This is a genomic window from Pseudomonas sp. REST10, assembly GCF_029542605.1.
Classification (GTDB): domain Bacteria; phylum Pseudomonadota; class Gammaproteobacteria; order Pseudomonadales; family Pseudomonadaceae; genus Aquipseudomonas; species Aquipseudomonas khazarica.
On sequence record NZ_CP035677.1, the window covers coordinates 1,629,212 to 1,650,354 of the forward strand.

The 21,143-nt window shown below is 62.6% G+C and carries 23 protein-coding genes, 1 tRNA gene and 1 pseudogene; 18 read left to right on the forward strand and 7 right to left on the reverse strand.

Annotation, left to right across the window (positions count from 1 at the left end):
- Positions 1-46: 46 nt before the first annotated feature.
- Positions 47-1,303, reverse strand: coding sequence for an OprD family porin (locus tag EWH21_RS07555; RefSeq protein ID WP_277700205.1), 1,257 nt, complete (start codon positions 1,301-1,303; stop codon positions 47-49).
- A gap of 655 nt (positions 1,304-1,958) precedes the next feature.
- Between EWH21_RS07555 and EWH21_RS07560 the strand changes: the two genes are divergently transcribed.
- Together EWH21_RS07560 and EWH21_RS07565 are read left to right on the forward strand one after the other, a co-directional pair.
- Entirely contained in the window at positions 1,959-2,390 is a 432-nt protein-coding gene (locus EWH21_RS07560) for an HIT domain-containing protein (RefSeq protein ID WP_037047255.1), read from the forward strand.
- Positions 2,387-2,593: a SlyX family protein gene (locus tag EWH21_RS07565; protein WP_037047258.1), complete on the forward strand. Its 207-nt coding sequence runs from the start codon at positions 2,387-2,389 to the stop codon at positions 2,591-2,593. Before EWH21_RS07560 ends, EWH21_RS07565 begins: the two co-directional genes overlap by 4 nt.
- Before the next feature lie 40 nt (positions 2,594-2,633).
- Here the strand turns inward: EWH21_RS07565 and EWH21_RS07570 are convergent, their stop codons facing one another.
- The 5 genes and pseudogenes from EWH21_RS07570 to EWH21_RS07590 all read right to left on the reverse strand — a co-directional run bounded on the left by EWH21_RS07570 (position 2,634) and on the right by EWH21_RS07590 (position 6,452).
- Positions 2,634-2,834: a cold-shock protein gene (locus tag EWH21_RS07570; protein WP_230622853.1), complete on the reverse strand. Its 201-nt coding sequence runs from the start codon at positions 2,832-2,834 to the stop codon at positions 2,634-2,636.
- Between the two features lie 99 nt (positions 2,835-2,933).
- A pseudogene (locus EWH21_RS07575) lies at positions 2,934-3,239 on the reverse strand (cold shock domain-containing protein membrane protein); the annotation flags it as partial.
- 173 nt (positions 3,240-3,412) lie between these two features.
- Positions 3,413-4,480, reverse strand: coding sequence for a GGDEF domain-containing protein (locus EWH21_RS07580; RefSeq protein WP_172979132.1), 1,068 nt, complete (start codon positions 4,478-4,480; stop codon positions 3,413-3,415).
- A 96-nt stretch (positions 4,481-4,576) separates the two neighbouring features.
- Positions 4,577-5,047: a Dps family protein gene (locus tag EWH21_RS07585; RefSeq protein ID WP_037047267.1), complete on the reverse strand. Its 471-nt coding sequence runs from the start codon at positions 5,045-5,047 to the stop codon at positions 4,577-4,579.
- Between the two features lie 286 nt (positions 5,048-5,333).
- Positions 5,334-6,452: an HD domain-containing phosphohydrolase gene (locus tag EWH21_RS07590; protein ID WP_277700206.1), complete on the reverse strand. Its 1,119-nt coding sequence runs from the start codon at positions 6,450-6,452 to the stop codon at positions 5,334-5,336.
- Positions 6,453-6,644: 192 nt separating this feature from the next.
- Here EWH21_RS07590 and aspS point away from each other — a divergent pair, with 192 nt between their 5' ends.
- From aspS to nadA, 16 genes are all read left to right on the forward strand, one after another.
- A complete protein-coding gene (gene aspS / locus EWH21_RS07595) occupies positions 6,645-8,420 on the forward strand; it encodes an aspartate--tRNA ligase (protein WP_037047271.1) in 1,776 nt (591 codons plus the stop codon).
- A gap of 169 nt (positions 8,421-8,589) precedes the next feature.
- The gene (locus tag EWH21_RS07600) at positions 8,590-9,339 is read left to right on the forward strand and encodes a YebC/PmpR family DNA-binding transcriptional regulator (protein ID WP_037047274.1); all 750 of its coding nucleotides are present in this window, start codon (positions 8,590-8,592) and stop codon (positions 9,337-9,339) included.
- A gap of 149 nt (positions 9,340-9,488) precedes the next feature.
- Positions 9,489-10,013 (forward strand): crossover junction endodeoxyribonuclease RuvC, encoded by a 525-nt coding sequence (ruvC, locus tag EWH21_RS07605; RefSeq protein ID WP_047592699.1) that lies wholly within the window; start codon positions 9,489-9,491, stop codon positions 10,011-10,013.
- An 18-nt stretch (positions 10,014-10,031) separates the two neighbouring features.
- Positions 10,032-10,637: a Holliday junction branch migration protein RuvA gene (gene ruvA, locus EWH21_RS07610; protein WP_134677349.1), complete on the forward strand. Its 606-nt coding sequence runs from the start codon at positions 10,032-10,034 to the stop codon at positions 10,635-10,637.
- Positions 10,638-10,721: 84 nt separating this feature from the next.
- Complete coding sequence (gene ruvB / locus EWH21_RS07615; protein ID WP_277700207.1) at positions 10,722-11,774, forward strand: Holliday junction branch migration DNA helicase RuvB; 1,053 nt, start codon at positions 10,722-10,724, stop codon at positions 11,772-11,774.
- Positions 11,775-11,827: 53 nt separating this feature from the next.
- On the forward strand, positions 11,828-12,262 hold the full coding sequence (gene ybgC, locus EWH21_RS07620; RefSeq protein ID WP_277700208.1) for a tol-pal system-associated acyl-CoA thioesterase: 435 nt from the start codon (positions 11,828-11,830) through the stop codon (positions 12,260-12,262).
- Between the two features lie 20 nt (positions 12,263-12,282).
- The gene (tolQ, locus tag EWH21_RS07625) at positions 12,283-12,978 is read left to right on the forward strand and encodes a protein TolQ (RefSeq protein WP_037047286.1); all 696 of its coding nucleotides are present in this window, start codon (positions 12,283-12,285) and stop codon (positions 12,976-12,978) included.
- Positions 12,979-12,993: 15 nt separating this feature from the next.
- Complete coding sequence (gene tolR / locus EWH21_RS07630) at positions 12,994-13,446, forward strand: protein TolR (RefSeq protein WP_037047288.1); 453 nt, start codon at positions 12,994-12,996, stop codon at positions 13,444-13,446.
- Positions 13,446-14,399, forward strand: a complete 954-nt coding sequence (tolA, locus tag EWH21_RS07635) for a cell envelope integrity protein TolA (RefSeq protein WP_277700209.1) — start codon at positions 13,446-13,448, stop codon at positions 14,397-14,399. Before tolR ends, tolA begins: the two co-directional genes overlap by 1 nt.
- A 5-nt stretch (positions 14,400-14,404) precedes the next feature.
- Positions 14,405-15,703: a Tol-Pal system beta propeller repeat protein TolB gene (gene tolB / locus EWH21_RS07640; RefSeq protein ID WP_152488156.1), complete on the forward strand. Its 1,299-nt coding sequence runs from the start codon at positions 14,405-14,407 to the stop codon at positions 15,701-15,703.
- A gap of 55 nt (positions 15,704-15,758) precedes the next feature.
- Positions 15,759-16,256: a peptidoglycan-associated lipoprotein Pal gene (pal, locus tag EWH21_RS07645; protein ID WP_037047296.1), complete on the forward strand. Its 498-nt coding sequence runs from the start codon at positions 15,759-15,761 to the stop codon at positions 16,254-16,256.
- Between the two features lie 6 nt (positions 16,257-16,262).
- Complete coding sequence (gene ybgF / locus EWH21_RS07650; RefSeq protein ID WP_277700210.1) at positions 16,263-17,072, forward strand: tol-pal system protein YbgF; 810 nt, start codon at positions 16,263-16,265, stop codon at positions 17,070-17,072.
- Between the two features lie 221 nt (positions 17,073-17,293).
- Complete coding sequence (gene queE / locus EWH21_RS07655; protein WP_277700211.1) at positions 17,294-17,941, forward strand: 7-carboxy-7-deazaguanine synthase QueE; 648 nt, start codon at positions 17,294-17,296, stop codon at positions 17,939-17,941.
- A gap of 2 nt (positions 17,942-17,943) precedes the next feature.
- Positions 17,944-18,618, forward strand: coding sequence for a 7-cyano-7-deazaguanine synthase QueC (queC, locus tag EWH21_RS07660; RefSeq protein ID WP_277700212.1), 675 nt, complete (start codon positions 17,944-17,946; stop codon positions 18,616-18,618).
- A gap of 58 nt (positions 18,619-18,676) precedes the next feature.
- Positions 18,677-18,752 (forward strand) — tRNA-Lys (locus EWH21_RS07665).
- Between the two features lie 141 nt (positions 18,753-18,893).
- Positions 18,894-19,952, forward strand: coding sequence for a quinolinate synthase NadA (gene nadA / locus EWH21_RS07670; protein WP_150608573.1), 1,059 nt, complete (start codon positions 18,894-18,896; stop codon positions 19,950-19,952).
- 74 nt (positions 19,953-20,026) lie between these two features.
- On the opposite strand, the gene EWH21_RS07675 is transcribed toward nadA, so the two are convergent.
- Positions 20,027-21,106: an LOG family protein gene (locus tag EWH21_RS07675; protein ID WP_047592716.1), complete on the reverse strand. Its 1,080-nt coding sequence runs from the start codon at positions 21,104-21,106 to the stop codon at positions 20,027-20,029.
- Positions 21,107-21,143 lie beyond the last annotated feature (37 nt).

Here is a 21,143-nt window from a genome sequence, read left to right on the forward strand (position 1 = left end):
AAACCCGGCCTAGGCCGGGTTTCTTTGTTGTCGAATCACGCAGTCGTTACAGAACGCTCAGCGGGTATTCGACGATCAGGCGGAAGTCATTGATGTCGCCGCCGTAGTCGTTGTCTGCACGGTAGAACGCATTACGGATACGGAAGGACAGGTCCTTCGCAGCGCCGTCCTGGATCACGTACTTGGCTTCGATGTCCAGCTCGCGCTCGGAAGCGTCAGAGTCAACGCCAACCACATCAATGTTGTCACCAACAATGTAGCGGGTCATGAAGCTCAGGCCAGGAATGCCGTAGCTCGCCATGTTGATGTCATAACGAACCTGCCAGGAGGTTTCGTCTTTGGCGTTGAAGTCGGAGTACTGAACCGAGTTGGCCAGCCAGATGGTGCCGCCACCATCGATATCGCCGTAACGATAGCTGGTGTCGCCGCTGGAGCGCTGGTGCGCAACGGTGAACTTGTGGGCGCCCATGGAGTAGGCAGCTGCCAGGCTCCAGATGTTGTTGTCCATCTCGCCCTGCAGCTCTTTGCCTTGGCCGCGAGTGCGGTAGCCGTTCAGGTCGAAGTTCAGTGCCTGATCATCTGCCAGCGGCAGGTTGTAGTTCAGGTTGACGTAGTACTTCTTGAAGTTGTCATCGGCGTCGGAGTAGTGCAGGGCAGCACTCAGATCGTCGGTGATGCTGTAGTTGGCGCCGAGGATGTTGATTTCCTTCAGGCCGAAGGTGTCGCGGTCAGTGCTGACCTGGCTGCTCATCGCGGTGAAGCGACCAGCGGTCAGTTCCAGGCCGGAGATTTCATTGCTGGTTACCAGAGTACCGGTAGCAACTTCTGGCAGCAGACGGCTGTCGTCGGTGGAGAATACCGGGCTGGCTACTTCCTGGTTACCGTACTTCAGAACGGTATCGGAAATACGGAACTTGATAGCGCCGCCAACTTCGGTCTGGGTGTCTTCGCTGTGGCCATCGCCAGCTTGGTCGAACAGACCGTTGCCACGGTGACCGCGGCCGCCGTCGAGCTTGATGCTGCTCAGGGAGTGAGCGTCGAAGCCGACGCCTACGGTGCCTTGGGTGAAGCCGGATTCGAACAGCAGGCGGATGCCCAGGCCGGTTTCTTCACGGTAGCTCTGAGCGTTGCGCTGAGGACCGCCAGAACGGAAGTCACGGTTCATGTACAGGGCACGGTTGAAGATGTTGAAGCTGCTATCTTCGATCAAACCGTTCGACTCGGACTGGCTGGATGCCACTGCCATCTGGGAAGTGCCCGCGGCGACTGCCAGGGCGATTACGCTCCACTTCATCACTTGCATCGTGATTGCTCCTTTGGTTTAGAAGAGTTGCGCTGCCCACTATTTTATTGTATGGGCGGCTCTTTCTTTTTGTGTCGGCGGTAACTTATAGCACGCAGCCAATTATGGCGATAGTTGCAGTCTATTCATTGCGGGTTCGTTCAGAACGGTGTCGCATGGCGTAATGAAGGATGTCGCAAATCTGTAGATCTTCACTTGCGTTGCGTTAGGCCGACGCTCTCGCGGTTCTGGGTTGCCTGGTACCGCTGTTATTGATCGACTGCACGGCGTGCCGGGCATTGCTCTGACAGTTAGCAAAAGTCGTGCTCAAAACGCCAGGGATTCTGCAAAAACGTGATTTCCCGGTGCGAACCCCACGCGCGGCTGCGTGGGCGTTGCATTCTGTGGGCTTGCCTGTCGCCTGCGTGGGCGGTTGCGGCGTTTTCTCCCGGGGCGAAGGGTGCACTGTGGTGAGGCGTCGCGGTAACGCTTGAGGCGAGGTATTACGGGAGGAAACAAAATGGTGCACGCCGACGGTGCGGGTGCCTGTGACGTGCCTTGTGCTGGTGCGACGCTGGCGGGTGAATTGTCGCGCGACCCTGCGTATGCTGCGCGCCATCGCGCCGGGTGTGGCTGGCGCTAAGCTTGATAGGGTTGGGTAAAGGAGGAAAACATCATGTTCACCCTGGATTCACGTCTTCAGCAGGACTGCCTGCTGGTCGGAGACTTTCCTCTCTGTCGCTTGCTGTTGATGAACGACGCCAGCTACCCCTGGTTCATTCTCGTGCCCCGGCGTGAAGAGGTCAGCGAGATCTTTCAGCTTGATGGCGCCGATCAGCGTCAGTTGTGGCAGGAGACTTCGTTGCTGGCCGAGACCCTCAAGGATACCTTCGCCGCCGACAAGATGAATGTGGCGACGCTGGGTAACGTGGTCAGCCAGTTGCACATGCACGTCATCGTGCGGCGGCGTGATGACGCGGCGTGGCCGGCACCCGTCTGGGGGCGGCAGCCGGCCAGGCCTTACGAGGACGCGCAGATACGCCAGATCATCGACAAGTTGCGTCTGGTGCTGACCGAGGACTTCCAGTTTGCCGGAGGCCTGGCATGAGCCTGGAAGCCAGAATCATGGAGCTGGAAAGTCGTTTGGCCTTCCAGGACGACACCATCCAGGCGCTGAGCGACGAGCTGGTCGAGCAGAACAGGCGTATCGAGCGCATGCAGCTGCAACTGACAGCGCTGGCGCGTCGCCAGGAGGAGTTGAACGGCCAGGTCGGCATTGCCGAGGACGAAGCGCCGCCACCGCACTACTGATATGAAAAAGCCCGGTTTCCCGGGCTTTTTCTTGTCGTCTTCAGCGCCGTGAGGGTGCTGCTGCGATCACATCTTCTGCCTGCAGGCCTTTGTCGCGCTGCATCACCGAGAACTCCACGCGCTGGCCTTCGATCAGGACGCGGTGGCCTTCACCGCGAATGGCGCGAAAGTGCACGAAGATATCCTCACCCGAATCGCGGGAGATGAAGCCGAAGCCCTTGGAGGTGTTGAACCACTTCACCGTGCCGGTCTCGCGGTCTTCCTGGCTGGCGCTGTGCTGTGCGACGGCGCGTGGCTGGCTGTCACGCGGTTGCGGGTTCAACTGGGCGGTCAGTTGGAAGGCTACCGCGATACCGATGGTCAGCAGCGGCAGCCAGATCGCCGGCTGGCCGCCGATGTTGGGTAGCGGGGCAAGCAGGATCAGGCTCTGCACCACGGCCGCCAGGATCAGCAGTGCCGATGACAGGTTGGCCAGTTGCTGGCGCGGGGCAGGCGTGTACTGTTGCGCTGCGGCGAGCAGGTTGAGCAGGCCGATCAGGTTCAGGTAGATGGCATCGGGTGTGGCGAGGAATGCACTGGAAAAACCGGGGACGGCAGACAGCAGCAGGGCGGCAAACCCTGTCACGAAATGGGCAATCTTCAACATGTTGGACGAACTCACTGATTGAATGATGACTCAAGGTGTTGCGGAGGGAGCGCACGCGGTGGATGGCCAGTCGAACGGTCATCCTGAGCGCCTGTGGAGCAAGGTCGGCGCCGCCGCAGGGTGATAATGCGGCGTGCCGTCCTATTTAACAGCAAAGGCGGGGGCTTCTCAAATCAAGCGCTTAGCATGGTCTCGCTCTTGGCGGGGTGGACCTGGTTGCGGCCGCTGCGCTTGGCTTGATAGAGCGCATCGTCCGCTCGGGTGAGCAGCGACTCGAAGTCGTCTTCCGCCTCGGCCATCGCGCAGCCGAACGACGCGGTGATGCTGTCCAAGACCTGGTCGGTGCGCCTGACCTTGATGCGCAGCGACTGGATCTTGTTGCGCAGTTGCTCGGCAAATTCGATCACTTCGCTGAAACCCTTGCAGTCGCGCAGTACCACGCAGAACTCCTCGCCACCGTAGCGCGCCGCAAAGGCGCCGGGAGGCAGCAGGTCGCGCAGGAGTTGACCGACGTGCTGCAGCACCCGGTCGCCGAGCGGATGGCCGTACTGGTCGTTGAACTGCTTGAAGTGATCGATATCCAGGATCACCAGCGCCAGGCCCTGCTGGGACTCCGCGAGGGCGCGCTCCAGCAGGCGGGTGAAGGCGTGGCGGTTGAAGACGCGTGTCAGGCTGTCCAGCGTTGCGGCCATGTGTGCGCGCTCCAACTGGCCGCGCAGATGGGTGATCTCCTGTTGTGCGGCGCGCAGGCGATAGAGGAACTTCTCCTGCTGGTCCTGCATCAGCTGGGTGCTTTCCTGCAGGTCGCTGAGAACGCTGGGCAGGTCGTCGATGACCGGTTCCTGCAGGGCGCTGAGGCCCTGGCTCAGGCTCTGCTGGTAGTGCTGGCTGCCGATGACGCTGTGCGAGACATCGTCTTCGATGTCATCGACCAGTTCGATCACCTGCTGCTGGCCGGCACGTGCCTCTTCCAGTTCGCCGCGGATGATGTAGTCGCGGAACAGCCGGCTTGCGGTCTCCGTCGGGAAGACATCGAAGTCTTCCACCGCCTTGTCCATGCGCCGATTGAGCTCCGGTTCGCTGCCCCGGCTGTAGGTGTACCACAGCGCGTAGTGCACCGGGTTCGGCGGTATGTCGTGGCGCATCATCAGGGGTACGGCCTGCTTCAGCAGCGAAGCCGCCTTGCGGGTTTCCTCCGGATACAGCTCGATGATGCTTGGCGGTTTGCTTGGTTGACTCATGGGGCGCGGGAACTCATTGGCGATTGGCCAGAGCATAGATCAGAGCGAGGCGGCGTGCCTAATGAAAAGGCCCGGATTACCGGGCCTCAGGGATGTTCAGGCAGCCAGCAGGCTACGCAGCATCCAGGCGGTTTTCTCGTGCACCTGCATGCGCTGGGTCAGCAGGTCGGCGGTGGGTTCGTCGCTGACCTTGTCCAGCAGCGGGAAGATGTTACGCGCGGTGCGTACGACGGCTTCCTGACCCTGTACCAGCAGCTTGATCATCTCTTGCGCGCTGGGAACGCCTTCCTCTTCCTTGATCGAAGAGAGGCGGGCGTAGGCGGCATAGGTGCCAGGGGCCGGGAAGCCCAGTGCGCGAATACGCTCGGCGATCGCATCCACTGCCAGGGCCAGTTCGGTGTACTGCCCCTCGAACATCAGGTGCAGGGTGTTGAACATCGGGCCTGTGACGTTCCAGTGAAAGTTGTGGGTCTTCAGGTACAGGGTGTAGGTGTCGGCCAGCAGGCGCGAGAGGCCTTCGGCGATGGCGGCGCGATCCTGTTCAGCGATTCCGATGTTGATTTCCATGATCTTTCTCCTTTCAGGTGGGCCTGGGGAAGTCTGTTCCGCAATGTTGGGACGAGCCTAACATGCGCGATCCGAGAATAATCTTGGCTTCTGTCAATGAAAGCGATGTTTAGAAGCTATCGAGCGCACACAGTTCATTTCTTATGACCAAATGGCCTGGTTCTGCGCCTGATGCTGTTCATTTTTGGCTCCCCTCGCCCATTCATGGGAGAGGGGCTGGGGGAGAGGGGGCTGATCGCGTCCGACCACTTCCCATGTGAACAGCACTATGGCTCTGCCCGGGCGATCAGGGGTGTGCCAGGCCGGGGCGCTGTTGCAGGGTGCGGTTGAACACCTCCACCCAGTGACGGCTGAACTGCTGGCCGGCGAGGTTGTTGATCTCGAGAATGGCGCGCAGTAGCGGACGCTTGCTCAGGGTCTGGTGTGCGCGTTCGTGGGTGCGTGCATCGAAGGTGTCGACGATGTGCAGGATCAGTGCGCCTGGGGTGATCTCCAATTCCCGCAGCCCCTTGGGGTAGCCGCTGCCGTCCGCGTGTTCCTGGTGCTGCAGAACGATCTCCATGGCCGCAGCCCAGTCGGGCATGCGCTTGAGCAGTTCGCTGGCCAGGCGCGGGTGGCCTTGCATCAGGCGACGCTCCTCGCGGCTGAAGTGGCTTTGCTTGTGCAGCAGATCCAGGGGCAGGAAGGCCATGCCGAGGTCATGCAGGCACACGGCCGCTGCCAGTTGCTCGGGACGTTCCGCGTTGGCGCCGGCCGCGTTCATGCTGAGTGCCAGTTCGAGCAGGCGCAGGTTGCGTCCTTGCCAGTAGCTGGAACGTTGCTCGGCGGCCTCGGTGAGGGCGCAGAAGAACTGCAGGTCGGGGTGGATGGCGATGCCGTGGCGAACCAGCAGCGCTTCGGTCTGGCTGGGTTCGGCTGCCTCGGGCGCTTGCAGGCGGGTGCTCGGGTCCATGTGCAGCAGCAGCTCGCGGCGCACCTCGGTCTGTTGTCCGGCGGGCGCCATGGCCAGGGCGTGCAGGGCCTGACACAGCGCATCGAGCTGGGCCGCGCTCAGGGGCGCGTCCGCTCCGCCGAGTGCCTGGTCCACCAGGGCGCGCAGGTGATCGAGGCAGAGCAGGAGGATGTCGCCCAGCAGGCTGTCGAAGCTCAGACGTCCCGAACGCAGGGCGTCGAGCACGTCTTCCATCGCCTGCGGCAATGGCATCAGCTGGTTGAGGTCGACGTAACCGAGATTGCCCTTGAGCGTATGTATCAGGCGAAACAGCTCGCGCAGCCGCTCCGTGCTCCTCGGTGCCTGCTCCAGCTCGATCAGCAGTTGCTCGCAACGCGGGAACTGCTCCGCAGCGTCGAGCCGGAAGTCTTCCAGCAGGTCGCTGGACAAATCGGTGTGGTGGGGCGTGGCCATGGCGATTCTCCACGGTGGCGGCCCCGTTCATTATAGAAGGCTCTTGCCGGGCGGCTGCGTCTCGGCGATTTACGCTATATAATCCCGCTCTTTATCGAAGCGCGGCGTGGACGTTCGCCGCGATGTGGCTCCTGCCCAAGGCGTTGGGGGCTGCCTGACCTATCCCAGACCTTAGAGAAGCGAAACACGATCATGATGCGCAGCCACTATTGCGGCCAGTTGAACGAGAGCCTGGATGGCCAGGAAATCACCCTTTGCGGCTGGGTACACCGTCGTCGCGACCATGGCGGGGTGATCTTCCTCGATATCCGTGACCGTGAAGGCCTGGCCCAGGTGGTGTTCGATCCGGATCGTGCCGAGACCTTCGCCAAGGCCGACCGCGTGCGCAGCGAATATGTGGTGAAGATCACCGGCAAGGTGCGTCTGCGTCCGGAAGGCGCGCGCAACGCCAACATGGCCAGTGGCGCCATCGAAGTGCTGGGTTACGAGCTGGAGGTCCTCAATGAAGCGGAAACCCCGCCGTTCCCGCTCAACGAGTACACCGACGTGGGCGAGGAAACCCGCCTGCGCTACCGCTTCATCGACCTGCGTCGTCCGGAAATGGCCGAGAAGCTCAAGCTGCGTTCGCGCATCACCTCGAGCATCCGCCGTTACCTCGATGACAACGGCTTCCTCGATGTGGAAACGCCGATCCTGACCCGTGCCACGCCGGAAGGTGCGCGCGACTATCTGGTGCCGAGCCGCACCCACGCCGGCAGCTTCTTCGCCCTGCCGCAGTCGCCGCAGCTGTTCAAGCAGCTGCTGATGGTCGCCGGCTTCGACCGTTACTACCAGATCGCCAAGTGCTTCCGCGACGAAGACCTGCGTGCCGACCGTCAGCCGGAATTCACCCAGATCGACATCGAGACCAGCTTCCTCGATGAAAAAGACATCATGGACATCACCGAGACCATGGTGCGCAACCTGTTCAAGGAAGTGCTGGACGTCGAGTTCGACACGCTGCCGCACATGACCCTGGCCGAGGCCATGCGTCGCTTCGGTTCGGACAAGCCGGACCTGCGCATCCCGATGGAGCTGGTGGATGTCGAGGACCAGCTCAAGGACGTTGAATTCAAGGTCTTCGCCGGCCCGGCCAACGATCCGAAGTGCCGCGTCACCGCGCTGCGCGTACCGGGCGGGGCGAGCATGCCGCGCAAGCAGATCGACGACTACACCAAGTTCGTCGGCATCTACGGCGCCAAGGGCCTGGCCTACATCAAGGTCAACGAGCGTGCCGCCGGTGTCGAAGGCCTGCAGTCGCCGATCGTCAAGAACATCCCGCTGGACAACATCAACGTGATCCTCGATCGCGTCGGTGCCGTCGACGGCGATATCGTGTTCTTCGGCGCCGACAAGGCCAAGATCGTCTCCGAGGCGCTGGGCGCGCTGCGTATCAAGCTGGGTCACGACCTGAACCTGCTGACCTGCGAGTGGGCACCGCTGTGGGTCGTCGACTTCCCGATGTTCGAGGAAAACGACGATGGCAGCCTGACCGCCATGCACCACCCGTTCACCTCGCCCAAGTGCAGCCCGGAAGAACTCAAGGCCAACCCGGGCGCCGCGCTGTCGCGCGCCTATGACATGGTGCTCAACGGTACCGAACTGGGTGGCGGTTCGATCCGTATCCACGACAAGAAGATGCAGCAGGCCGTCTTCGAGGTGCTGGGCATCAGCGAAGCGGAGCAGGAAGAGAAGTTCGGCTTCCTCCTCGACGCACTGAAGTTCGGTGCACCACCCCACGGTGGCCTGGCCTTCGGCCTGGATCGCCTGGTGATGCTGATGACCGGTGCACAGTCGATCCGCGAAGTGATCGCCTTCCCGAAAACCCAGAGCGCGGCCTGCGTCATGACCCAGGCGCCGGGGCTGGTGGACGCCAAGTCGCTGCGCGAGCTACACATCCGCCTGCGCGAGCAACCCAAAGCCGAGTGATAACCTGCTGCGCTTGGTCATGCTGCGTCGGAAAGAGGTTCGAAATGCTCATTTGCTTCAGCAAACTGCGCTTTCTCACCTCTTCCCGCCTTGCCTGAGCTGCGCTCGCGACGGTTCTCATCTCGGCTTGTGCCGGTTGTAGTTTGTTTTGAAAAAGATGGAGTGAGTTATGGCTGGTCATTCCAAATGGGCCAACATCAAGCACCGCAAGGGGCGTCAGGACGCCAAGCGCGGCAAGATCTTCACCAAGCTGATTCGCGAGCTGACCGTGGCCGCCAAGCACGGTGGCCCGATTCCTGCCGATAACCCGCGTCTGCGCCTGGCCGTGGACAAGGCGCTGACCAACAACATGTCGCGTGACGTCATCGACCGCGCCATCGCCCGTGGTGCCGGCAACAACGAAGCCGACAACGTCGTCGAGTTCAGCTACGAGGGCTACGCGCCCAGTGGCGTGGCAATCATCGTCGAGGTGATGACCGACAACCGCAACCGGACCGCCGCCGAAGTCCGTCACGCCTTCAGCAAGTGCGGTGGCAACCTCGGCACCGATGGTTCCGTGGCCTACATGTTCGAGCGCAAGGGGCAGATCAGCTTCGCTGCGGGTGTGGACGAGGATGAACTGATGGAAGCCGCGCTCGAGGCCGGCGCCGATGACGTGGAAATGGGCGAGGAGGGCGCCGCGCTGGTGTCGACCAGCTTCAGCGAGTTCCATGCCGTGATCGAGGCGCTGGGGGCTGCGGGCTTCAAGGGTGAAGAGGCGGAAATCGCCATGATTCCGTCGATCAGCGCGCCGATCGATGACCTGGAGACCGCGCAGAAGGTCTTCAAGCTGATCGACATGCTCGAAGACCTGGACGACGTGCAGAACGTCTACCACAACGCCGAGGTCGCGGACGAGATCATGGAGCAGCTTGGCTGAGCTGCCCGTTCGTGCTGGTCAGAAAGCCGGAAGCGTGCACAGCGTTTCCGGCTTTTTTGTCGGGCCATCGGCTTTTCACGGGGCCGGCGGATGACGGCGCCGGGGTCGCGCCGTATACTCGCGAACTGGATAAATAGACAGTTTCTGACATGACCCTGATCCTTGGCATCGACCCCGGCTCGCGCATCACCGGCTATGGCGTGATACGCGACACCGGACGGGGGTGCGAATACGTGGCTTCCGGCTGCATCCGTACCGGCAACGGGGCGCTGGCCGAGCGCCTGCAGATCGTCTTTCGTGGCGTCAGCGAGGTCATCGCCACCTACGGGCCCATGACCATGGGCATCGAGCAGGTGTTCATGGCGCGTAACGCCGACTCGGCGCTCAAGCTCGGTCAGGCGCGCGGTGCGGCCATCGTCGCGGCCGCCGAAGCGGGGCTGGAGATCAGCGAGTACACCGCCACCCAGGTCAAGCAGGCCGTGGTCGGCACCGGAGCAGCCGACAAGCAGCAGGTGCAGATGATGGTCATGCACCTGCTCAAGCTGGTGCAGAAACCGCAGATCGACGCCTCCGATGCCTTGGGCATTGCCTTGTGCCATGCCCACCACCGGCAAAGTCTCATTCCCCATGGGCTGGCCAGCGCCAAGCGGCGCGGCGGTCGTCTTCGTTTATAACCTGTTAAGGAATCTCTGGTGATCGGACGTTTGCGCGGCACCCTGGCGGAGAAACAGCCGCCGCATTTGCTTCTGGATGTGAATGGCGTCGGTTACGAACTGGAAGTACCGATGACGACCCTTTATCGTCTGCCGGCGCAGGGTGAGACGGTGACCCTGCACACGCATCTGGTGGTGCGTGAGGACGCGCATCTGCTCTACGGTTTCTATGAAAAGCGTGATCGCGAGCTGTTCCGCGAGTTGATCCGCCTCAATGGCGTCGGCCCCAAGCTGGCGCTGGCGCTGATGTCGGGGCTGGAGGTCGACGAGTTGGTGCGCTGTGTGCAAGCGCAGGACACGGCGGCGTTGACCAAGGTGCCCGGCGTTGGCAAGAAGACTGCCGAGCGCCTGCTGGTGGAGCTCAAGGATCGCTTCAAGGCGTGGGAGTCGATCCCCGCCATTGCGCCCCTGGTGGTGGAACCTCAACTGGCCCAGGCAGTCTCAAGCGCGGAGAACGATGCGGTCAGCGCGCTGATTTCCCTCGGTTACAAGCCGCAGGAAGCCAGTCGAGCGGTTGCCGCCGTCAAGGAGGATGGTATGAGCAGCGAAGATTTGATCCGACGCGCACTGCGCGGCATGGCGTAGGCTGGATGACGCCGTTTTCATCCACCGGTTTTCCGCTGGAAAACGCTGCACCGCAATTCAATGGACTCTTAGTGGAACACCTCGATGATCGAAGCCGATCGCCTGATCACCTCCAGCCCGCGCGAGCGTGAAGAGCAGCAGGACCGCGCCATTCGGCCGCTGCGCCTGGCCGACTACACCGGGCAGCCCGTCGTGCGCGAGCAGATGGCGTTGTTCATCCAGGCCGCGCGGGGGCGGGCGGAAGCGCTCGACCATACCCTGATCTTCGGTCCGCCCGGCTTGGGCAAGACCACCCTGGCCAACATCATCGCCCAGGAAATGGGCAGTTCGATCAAGAGCACCTCGGGCCCGGTGCTGGAGCGTCCGGGTGATCTGGCGGCGCTGCTGACCAACCTGGAAAGCGGCGATGTGCTGTTCATCGACGAGATTCACCGTCTGTCACCGGTGGTCGAGGAAGTGCTGTACCCGGCCATGGAGGATTTCCAGCTCGACATCATGATCGGCGAGGGCCCGGCCGCACGTTCGATCAAGCTGGATCTGCCGCCGTTCACCCTGGTCGGCGCCACGACCCGTGCCGGCATGCTGACCAACCCGTTGCGTGATCGTTTCGGTATCGTCCAGCGCCTGGAGTTCTACGGCGTCGACGACCTGGCCACCATCGTCTCGCGCTCCGCCGGCATACTGGGTCTGCCCATCGAGGCCAAGGGGGCCTACGAGATTGCCCGCCGCGCGCGGGGTACGCCGCGTATCGCCAACCGCCTGCTGCGCCGGGTGCGTGACTTCGCCGAAGTGCGCGGCTCCGGGCAGATCTCCCAGCTGATCGCCGACCAGGCGCTGAACCTGCTGGATGTCGACGAACGTGGCTTCGATCACTCCGACCGTCGCCTGCTGCTGGCGATGATCGAGAAGTTCGACGGTGGCCCGGTCGGGCTCGACAGCCTGGCGGCAGCCATCGGCGAGGAACGCCACACCATCGAGGATGTGCTCGAGCCCTATCTCATCCAGCAGGGCTACATGATGCGCACCCCGCGTGGGCGTGTGGTGACGCGGCATGCCTACCAGCACTTCGGTCTCAACACGCCGTCACGCCAGGCCGAGCCGCCTGCCACCGACCTGTTCGCGGCGGACGACGAATGACGAAAAAATTGTTACCAGGCCGGATTGGCAAGCGAAAGGCCGAGGAATAGAGTATGCGCGCGCCAAACGGAGTCCAGCTGTTCAGCCACCGCTGTCGGGTCTATTACGAAGACACCGACGCCGGCGGTATCGTCTACTACGTCAACTACCTCAAATTCATGGAGCGGGCTCGCACCGAGCGCCTGCGTGAGCTGGGTTATGCCCAGTCGACGCTGGCCGGTGAGGGCCTGTTGTTCGTCGTGCATTCGGCCGAGGCGCGTTACCACGCTCCGGCCCGCCTGGATGACGAGCTGCTGATCAGCGCCGATGTGATCGAATTGAACCGTGCCAGCCTGCGTTTTCGTCAACAGGTCAGGCGGGCTGCGGATGATGCGCTGCTCTGCGAAGGGCAGTTCCTGGTGGCCTGTGTGCGCGCCGACAACTTGAAACCCCGGGCCATCCCCGAAACCCTGCGACACGCGTTCGCCGGGACGCAGGCGCGGACTTAAATTGCAGCAGGAGAGTAAGCGTGGAAGCTAACGCCGTTGACCATATGTCGATGTGGAGTCTGATCAGCAATGCCAGTCTGGTGGTCCAGCTGGTGATGCTTACCCTGGTGGCCGCTTCGGTCATTTCCTGGGTCATGATCTTCCAGCGCAGCAGTGCCCTGCGTGCCGCCAAGCGTGCGCTGGACAATTTCGAGGACCGTTTCTGGTCCGGCATCGACCTGTCCAAGCTCTATCGCCAGGCGGGCAGCAATCCGGACCCGGACTCGGGCCTGGAGCAGATCTTCCGCGCCGGCTTCAAGGAGTTCTCGCGCCTGCGTCAGCAGCAGGGTGTCGACCCGGACGCCGTGATGGATGGCGTTTCGCGCGCCATGCGCGTGGCCATCTCGCGTGAGGAGGAGAAGCTGGAAACCGCGCTGCCGTTCCTCGCTACCGTCGGTTCCACCAGCCCCTACATCGGCCTGTTCGGTACCGTATGGGGCATCATGAACTCCTTCCGTGGCCTGGCCCAGGTGCAGCAGGCCACCCTGGCCACCGTCGCTCCGGGTATCGCCGAGGCACTGATCGCCACGGCCATCGGCCTGTTCGCCGCGATTCCTGCGGTCATCGCCTACAACCGTTTCTCGGCGCGCGGCGAGATGCTGATCGGCCGCTACTACACCTTCGCCGACGAGTTCCAGGCCATCCTGCACCGCAAAGTGCACACCTCGGAAGACTAAGGGCAGGTTTCAGCCATGGCGAGAATTCGCAACAGACGCAAACCGGTCGCCGAGATGAACGTGGTGCCCTACATCGACGTGATGTTGGTGCTGCTGGTCATCTTCATGGTGACTGCACCGATGCTCAACCAGGGCGTCAAGGTCGACCTGCCGAAGGTCAGCAGCGAAGTGCTGCCGCAGGACAACGACGCCCAGGTGCTGACCATCTCCATCAAGGCCGACAAGACCTACTACTGGAACATGGGCAGCGAAGTGGACGTCGATACCGAGCAGGAGCGCGCCTCCACGCTCGAGCAGATGACCCAGGCCGTCACGGCGATCATTGCCGAGAACCGTCGCCAGGGTAAGCAGGTGCAGGTCTTCGTGCGTGGTGACAAGGCGGTGGACTACGGCACCGTGATGGCGGCCATGGGCGGTCTGCAACAGGCCGACGTCGGTAACGTCGGATTGATTACCGAGGCCCCCTGATGCAGCAAACCGAGCGTTCGCAATCGGAAAGCTACTTCTGGCCCATCGTCTGGGCCGTGGGTCTGCACGTCCTGATGTTCGCCATGCTGTTCGTCAGCTTCGCCTTCAGCCCGGAGCTGCCGCCGGCGCGTCCGGTGGTGCAGGCTACGCTGTATCAGCTGAAGTCGCAGAGCCAGGCCACCACCCAGACCACGCAGAAGGTGGCGGGCGAGGCGCAGAAGACCTCGGCGCCGCAGTTCGAGACGGAGCGTCTGGAGCAGAAGAAAGCCGAGGAGCAGAAAGTCGCCGCAGCCAAGAAGGCTGAGGAACAAAAGAAGGCCGAGCAGGCCAAAGCTGAGGCGGCCAAGGCCGAAGCCGCGAAGAAGGCCGAGGCCGAGAAAGTCGCCGAGCAGAAGCGCCAGGCGGATATCGCCAAGAAACGCGCCGAGGAAGAAGCGAAGAAGAAGGCGGCTGAAGAGGCCAAGAAAAAAGCGGCAGAGGAGGCCAAGAAGAAGGCCGCCGCTGCCGAGGCAGCGAAGAAGAAGGCAGCCGAGGACGCGAAGAAGAAAGCGGCCGAGGATGCCAAGCGCAAGGCTGCCGAGGAGCAGAAGGCTGCTGCACTGGCCGAGCTGCTTTCCGACAACGTGCAGAACCAGCAGGCGCTGGCCGAAACCCATGGTGACCAGGTCGCGGGCAACCTCGACGATCTGATCATCAAGCTGATTACCGAGAACTGGCAGCGTCCGATGTCGGCGCGTCGCGGTATGAGTGTCGAACTGCTGATCCAGATGCTGCCCGATGGCACCGTCACCAATGCCAGCGTGTCGCGCTCCAGCGGCGATGCCGCCTTCGACAGTTCGGCGGTGGCCGCCGTGCGTAACGTTGGTCGTATTCCCGAGATGCAACAATTGGATCGCGCTACCTTCGATCGTCTGTACAGGCAGCGCCGCGTCATTTTCAAACCGGAGGATTGAGCTCTGTGAATACCCTGATTCGTATCGCCCTGCTGGGGCTGGTCATACTGGCCGGCAGCGTCCAGGCAGCCGACCCGCTGGTGATCTCGCATGGCGCCGACCGCGCCACACCGATCGCCGTAGTTCCCTTCGGCTGGCAGGGCGGCAACGTCCTGCCCCAGGACATGGCCGAGATCATCGGCAACGACCTGCGCAACTCCGGTTACTTCGAGCCGATTCCGCGGCAGAACATGATCAGCCTGCCGACCCAGGCCAGCGAAGTCATCTACCGCGACTGGAAGGCCCTCGGCGCGCAGTACGTGCTGGTCGGCAACATCGTGCCCAACGGTGGGCGCCTGCAGGTGCAGTACGCGCTGTTCAACGTCAACACCGAACAACAGGTGGTGACCGGCAACGTCGGCGGTGGCACCGATCAGCTGCGCGACATGGCGCACTACATCGCCGATCAGTCGTTCGAGAAACTCACCGGCGTCAAGGGTGCGTTCTCTACTCGTCTGCTCTACGTCACTGCCGAGCGCATGGGCACCAACAACACCCGCTACACCCTGCAGCGCTCCGACTACGACGGTGCGCGTGCGGTGACCCTGCTGCAATCGCGTGAGCCGATCCTGTCGCCGTCCTTCGCGCCCGACGGTCGTCGTATCGCCTATGTGTCCTTCGAACAGCGGCGTCCGCGCATCTTCGTACAGCACATCGATACCGGTCGCCGCGAGCAGATCACCAACTTCGAAGGCCTCAATGGCGCGCCGGCCTGGTCGCCGGACGGCGCGCGCCTGGCGTTCGTGCTGTCCAAGGATGGCAACCCGGAAATTTACGTGATGGACATGGGCAGCCGGCAGATTCGCCGCGTGACGAATCATTATGCCATCGATACCGAACCTTTCTGGGGCAAGGACGGTCAGACCCTGTACTTCACCTCGGATCGTGCGGGTAAGCCGCAGATCTATAAAACCAACATCAATTCCGGTGCGGTAGAACGAGTCACCTTCGTCGGTAACTACAACGCCAACCCGAAATTGTCGGCTGACGAGAAGACGCTGGTCATGATTCATCGCCAAGACGGTTTCACCGTGTTCAAGGTCGCCGCCCAGGACCTTGAAACCAACCGTCTACGCATACTCTCCGACACAAGTTTGGATGAGTCGCCCACTGTTGCGCCAAATGGCGCCATGCTAATCTACGCCACCCGCCAGCAGGGCCGGGGAGTCTTGATGTTGGCGTCCACCAATGGACGCGTGAGGCTCCCTCTTCCTACCGCTCAAGGCGAAGTTCGAGAGCCTTCTTGGTCCCCTTACCTGAACTGATGCGGCGCTTCACCAATCTTGCTTAACACAACTGGGGTTCATTAGGAGTTACATGATGGAAATGCTGAAATTCGGTAAGTTCGCTGCGCTGTCCCTGGCTCTCGCCGTTGCTGTAGGTTGCTCCTCCAAAGGCGGTGACGCTGCTGGCGAAGGCGCAGTAGACCCGAACGCCGGCTACGGCGCCAACACCGGTGCTGTCGACGGCAGCCTGAGCGAAGAAGCGGCCCTGCGCGCTATCACCACCTTCTACTTCGAGTACGACAGCTCCGACCTGAAAGCCGAAGCCATGCGCGCTCTGGACGTACACGCCAAGGACCTGAAAGCCAACGGCAACCGCGTCGTTCTGGAAGGCCACGCTGACGAGCGCGGTACCCGCGAGTACAACATGGCTCTGGGCGAGCGTCGCGCCAAGGCCGTTCAGCGCTACCTGGTTCTGCAGGGCGTCTCCCCGGCTCAGCTGGAGCTGGTTTCCTACGGTGAAGAGCGTCCGGTTGCCACTGGCAACGACGAGCAATCCTGGGCTCAGAACCGTCGCGTAGAGCTGCGCAAGTAATTTGCCATGCTTAAGTGCCGCCGTACTCTGACCGCTCTGACGCTCGCCTTGCCACTCGTGGCAATGGCGGAAGTTCCCGTGCTGGAAAGCAGCTCCATGCAAGGCAGCAGCTATCCACCGGCGGGTTATGGTACGGCCGGCGCCTCCGCCGGTACCGGGGCAGGTGCCCAGGTATCGGCGCAGGGCATGCTGTTCAATCAGCTGCAGCAGATGCAGCAGGAGATCGCCCAGCTGCGTGGCATGCTGGAAGAACAGCAGAATGAAATCCAGCGCCTCAAACGGGAAGGCCTGGAGCGTTACCAGGATCTGGATCAACGCCTTTCCTCCGGCGCCGCTGCCGGTGGTACTCCCGCACAGAATTCTGCCGATGGCGCGGTGAACGCCAACGACACCCCGACGCCGCCTGCCGCTCAGCAGCAGGGCAGCGCCGAGGCGGCCGATCCGGCCAAGGAAAAGCTCTACTACGACGCCGCCTTCGACCTGATCAAGGCCAAGGACTTCGACAAGGCGTCGCAGGCATTCACGGCGTTCCTCAATCGTTACCCCAACAGCCAGTACGCCGGCAACGCGCAGTACTGGCTGGGTGAAGTGAACCTGGCCAAGGGTGACCTGCAGGCTGCCGGCAAGGCCTTCGCCAAGGTCAGCCAGGCCTACCCCAGCCATTCCAAGGTGCCGGATTCGCTGTTCAAGCTGGCCGACGTCGAGCGTCGCCTGGGTAACAACGACAAGGCACGGGGCATTCTCCAGCAGGTGATCGCCCAGTATCCGGGCAGCTCTGCCGCACAACTGGCGCAGCGCGACCTGCAGCGTCTGTAAGGCGCACCATCGCTTGGCCACGAACCCGCGCTTGTCGCGGGTTTTGCTTATCTGCGCGAGCGACTTCCTTTAGAATGCGCGGCGCGTCGCGCGCGGGGTTTCAGCTCGGCTGATGTTCCTGCGCTGGCGCCATTGCCGGATCGGGCTTTACTGCCTGTATCCATCGTCTTTCCCGCAACGGAGGCGGATGGCCTGTTTCGTCATCACGCCCGTGGCTATTTATGCAAGCAACCCTGCGCATCACCGAGATTTTCTACTCGCTGCAGGGCGAGACGCGTACCGCCGGTCTGCCGACGGTATTCGTACGCCTGACCGGCTGCCCCCTGCGCTGTCAGTACTGCGACACCGCCTATGCCTTCAGTGGCGGCGAAGTGGTCAGCCTGGACAGCATCCTGGCCCAGGTCGCGGGCTACAAACCGCGTTATGTCTGCGTCACCGGAGGTGAACCGCTGGCCCAGCCCAACTGCCTGCCGCTGCTGCAGCAACTCTGTGACGCCGGCTACGAGGTGTCGCTGGAAACCAGCGGCGCACTCGATGTCTCGGCCGTCGATCCACGGGTGAGCAAGGTGCTCGACCTGAAGACCCCGGGTTCGGCCGAGGTGCAGCGCAATCGCTACGAGAACATCGAATGGCTGACGCGCAACGACCAGGTCAAGTTCGTCATCTGCTCGCGCGAGGACTACGACTGGGCGGTGTCCAGGCTGATCCAGCACGACCTGGCAGCGCGTGCCGGCGAGGTGCTGTTCTCGCCCAGCCACAAGCAGGTCGATGCGCGTGCGCTGGCTGACTGGATAGTGACGGACAACCTGCCGGTACGCCTGCAGCTGCAGCTGCACAAGATTCTCTGGAACGACGAGCCGGGACATTGAGCATGAGTGACAAGAACGCGGTAATTCTTCTCTCCGGCGGCCTGGATTCGGCCACGGTGGTGGCCATGGCCAAGGCCGAGGGCTACAGCTGCTACAGCATGAGTTTCGACTATGGGCAACGCCATCGCGCCGAGCTGCAGGCGGCCGAACGCGTGGCGCGGCAGCTGGGCGTCGTCGAGCACAAGGTCATCGGCCTCAATCTCAACGGCATCGGTGGTTCGGCTCTGACGGACAGCAGCATCGCCGTGCCCGAATCACCGACCGAGGGCATCCCGGCCACCTATGTGCCGGCGCGCAACACGGTATTCCTGGCGCTCGCCCTGGGCTGGGCCGAGGTGCTCGGAGCACGCGATATCTTCATCGGCGTCAACGCCGTGGACTATTCCGGCTATCCCGATTGCCGGCCCGAGTTCGTCGAGGCCTTCGAGCGCATGGCCAACCTGGCCACCAAGGCCGGCGTAGAGGGGCAGGGCTTCAGCATTCGCGCTCCGCTGCAGCAGATGAGCAAGGGCGAGATCATCCAGGCCGGCATGCGCCTGGGTGTGGATTATGCGCTGACCGTGTCCTGTTACCAGGCCGATGACGACGGCCGAGCCTGCGGCAAGTGCGACAGCTGCCGGCTGCGTGCGGCCGGTTTCGTTGCGGCCGGTGTGCCCGACGCTACCCGCTATTTCTGAAAAATTTTTCGCAGAGTGTTGATTTCCTGAATTAAATCAGTATCATGCGCCTCGCGTTGGGTCGTTAGCTCAGTTGGTAGAGCAGTTGGCTTTTAACCAATTGGTCGTAGGTTCGAATCCTACACGACCCACCAAATCGCAAAAGCCAGTCGCAAGACTGGCTTTTTTTTGCCCTGAAAAAGCCCCCGGCCAGGTCCGTGTCCTGACTGTGGCAGTGGCTGCGCAGAGCAGGGTGTATACTCGCGGCTCGCGTACGAGCGCCACAGGTTTGAGATATGTCGCAGATTTCCGAACGCCTTCTGGTTCAGGCCCACCTCGATGCCAAGCAGCCCAAGCCGCTGACGGCCGAAGAGGAGGCCTTCTATCGCCGTGAGATCGCCGCCGAGCTGAAGAAGCAGAACGCCGTGCTGGTGGCGCACTACTACTGCGACCCGGTGATCCAGGCGCTGGCCGAGGAGACCGGTGGCTGCGTCTCCGACTCGCTGGAGATGGCCCGTTTCGGCAATCAGCATCCGGCGCAGACCGTGGTGGTGGCCGGGGTCAAGTTCATGGGCGAGACGGCGAAGATCCTCAATCCGGAAAAACGCGTGCTGATGCCGACGCTGGAGGCGACCTGCTCGCTCGACCTGGGTTGCCCGGTAGACGAGTTCAGCGCGTTCTGCGACCAGCATCCGGAGCGCACCGTGGTGGTCTACGCCAACACGTCGGCGGCGGTGAAGGCGCGTGCCGACTGGGTGGTGACCTCCAGCTGCGCGCTGGAAATCGTCGAGAGCCTGATGGACAACGGCGAGACCATCATCTGGGCGCCGGACAAGCACCTGGGCAACTACATCCAGCGCGAAACCGGCGCCGACATGCTGCTCTGGGACGGTGCCTGTATCGTCCACGAGGAATTCAAGTCCAAGCAGCTGCTGGACATGAAGGCGCTGTATCCGGATGCCGCCATTCTGGTGCACCCCGAATCGCCGCAGAACGTGGTCGAGCTGGCCGATGCGGTGGGTTCCACCAGTCAGCTGATCAAGGCCGCGCAGACCCTGCCGAACTCCACCTTCATCGTCGCCACCGACCGCGGCATCTTCTACAAGATGCAGCAGCTGTGCCCCGACAAGACCTTCATCGAGGCGCCCACGGCCGGCAATGGCGCGGCCTGCCGTAGCTGCGCGCATTGTCCGTGGATGGCGATGAACACCCTGGAGCGTGTGCTGACCGGGTTGCGCGAAGGTTCCGGGGAGATTCATGTCGACCCGGCGCTGATTCCCAAGGCGATCAAGCCGCTCAAGCGCATGCTCGATTTCACCCAGGCGGCGCGCATGAAGGTGGCAGGCAACGCCTGAGCCTGCGCTACCAACGAAAAAGCCCAGCCAGTGTTGGGCTTTTTTTGCTGTGTGTCACCCGGATTGCATCCGCGCTACGGGCGTGATGCCCAGTTCGCCGGCTCGTTGACGAAGTCCAGCAGCGCACGCAAGCGGCCGTAGTCCCGGCCGTTGAAGGCGAAGGCCAGACGAGTCAGGTGGCAGAGTTCCGGCTCGTCGCGCTCCTGCTCGCAGTACGCTTGCTGGACGAAGCCACCTTCCTTGTACAGCCCGGCGAAACTGTCGTGAAGCTGCGCCAGTGCCGCGTCACTCAGCGGGTGGTTGAGGCGAATCACGAAGCGGTCCTTCAGCCAGCGGCTGGAGTGGAAGTTGCGGTAGAACCGCGCGATCTCGTCCACCGCTTCCTCGGCGCTGTGGACCAGGTGCAGCAGGTTCAGATCCGTGGGCAGGATGTAGCCGTTGCCTTCGAGCTGGCGGCGAATGAAGCCCAGCGCGTCTTTCCAGTAGCTGCCACCCGGCTGGTCGAGCAGCACCACGGGGACCAGTGGGCTCTTGCCGGTCTGGATCAGCGTCAGCACTTCCAGGGCTTCGTCGAGCGTGCCGAAGCCGCCCGGGCAGAGGACCAGGCCGTCCGCCTCCTTGACGAAGAACAGCTTGCGCAGGAAGAAGAAGTGGAACGACAGCAACTGGTGGCTGCCGCGCACCGTGGCATTGGCCGTCTGCTCGAAGGGCAGGGTGATGTTGAAGCCCAGGCTGTTCTCGCTACCGGCACCTTCGTGGGCCGCCGCCATGATGCCGCCACCGGCGCCGGTGATCACCATCAGGTCGCGTCGCGCCAGCAAGGCGCCCAGTTCGCGAGCCTGCTGATACAGCGGATGATCGGCAGGGGTGCGTGCCGAGCCGAATACCGTGACCTTGCGGCGCCTCTTCAGTTGCTCCAGCACACCGAAGGCATGCTCCATCTCGCGCAGCGTCTGCAGCATGATCTTGGCGTCCCAGCGGTTGCGATCCGCCTGGGCCATGTGGATCACGGTGGTGAACATTTCCCGGTACAGCGGCAGGTTGGGGCTGTTGCCTGGCGCGGCCAGTGCCACCAGTTCGTCGACCCTGCTGCTCAGGTCGACTTCGCTGGTCTGGACGTGACGCGACAGATAGTCATCCGGTTCATAAGGCATGCGCGTTCTCCTCTGGTCCGGCGGGTTCCCGGTTCAC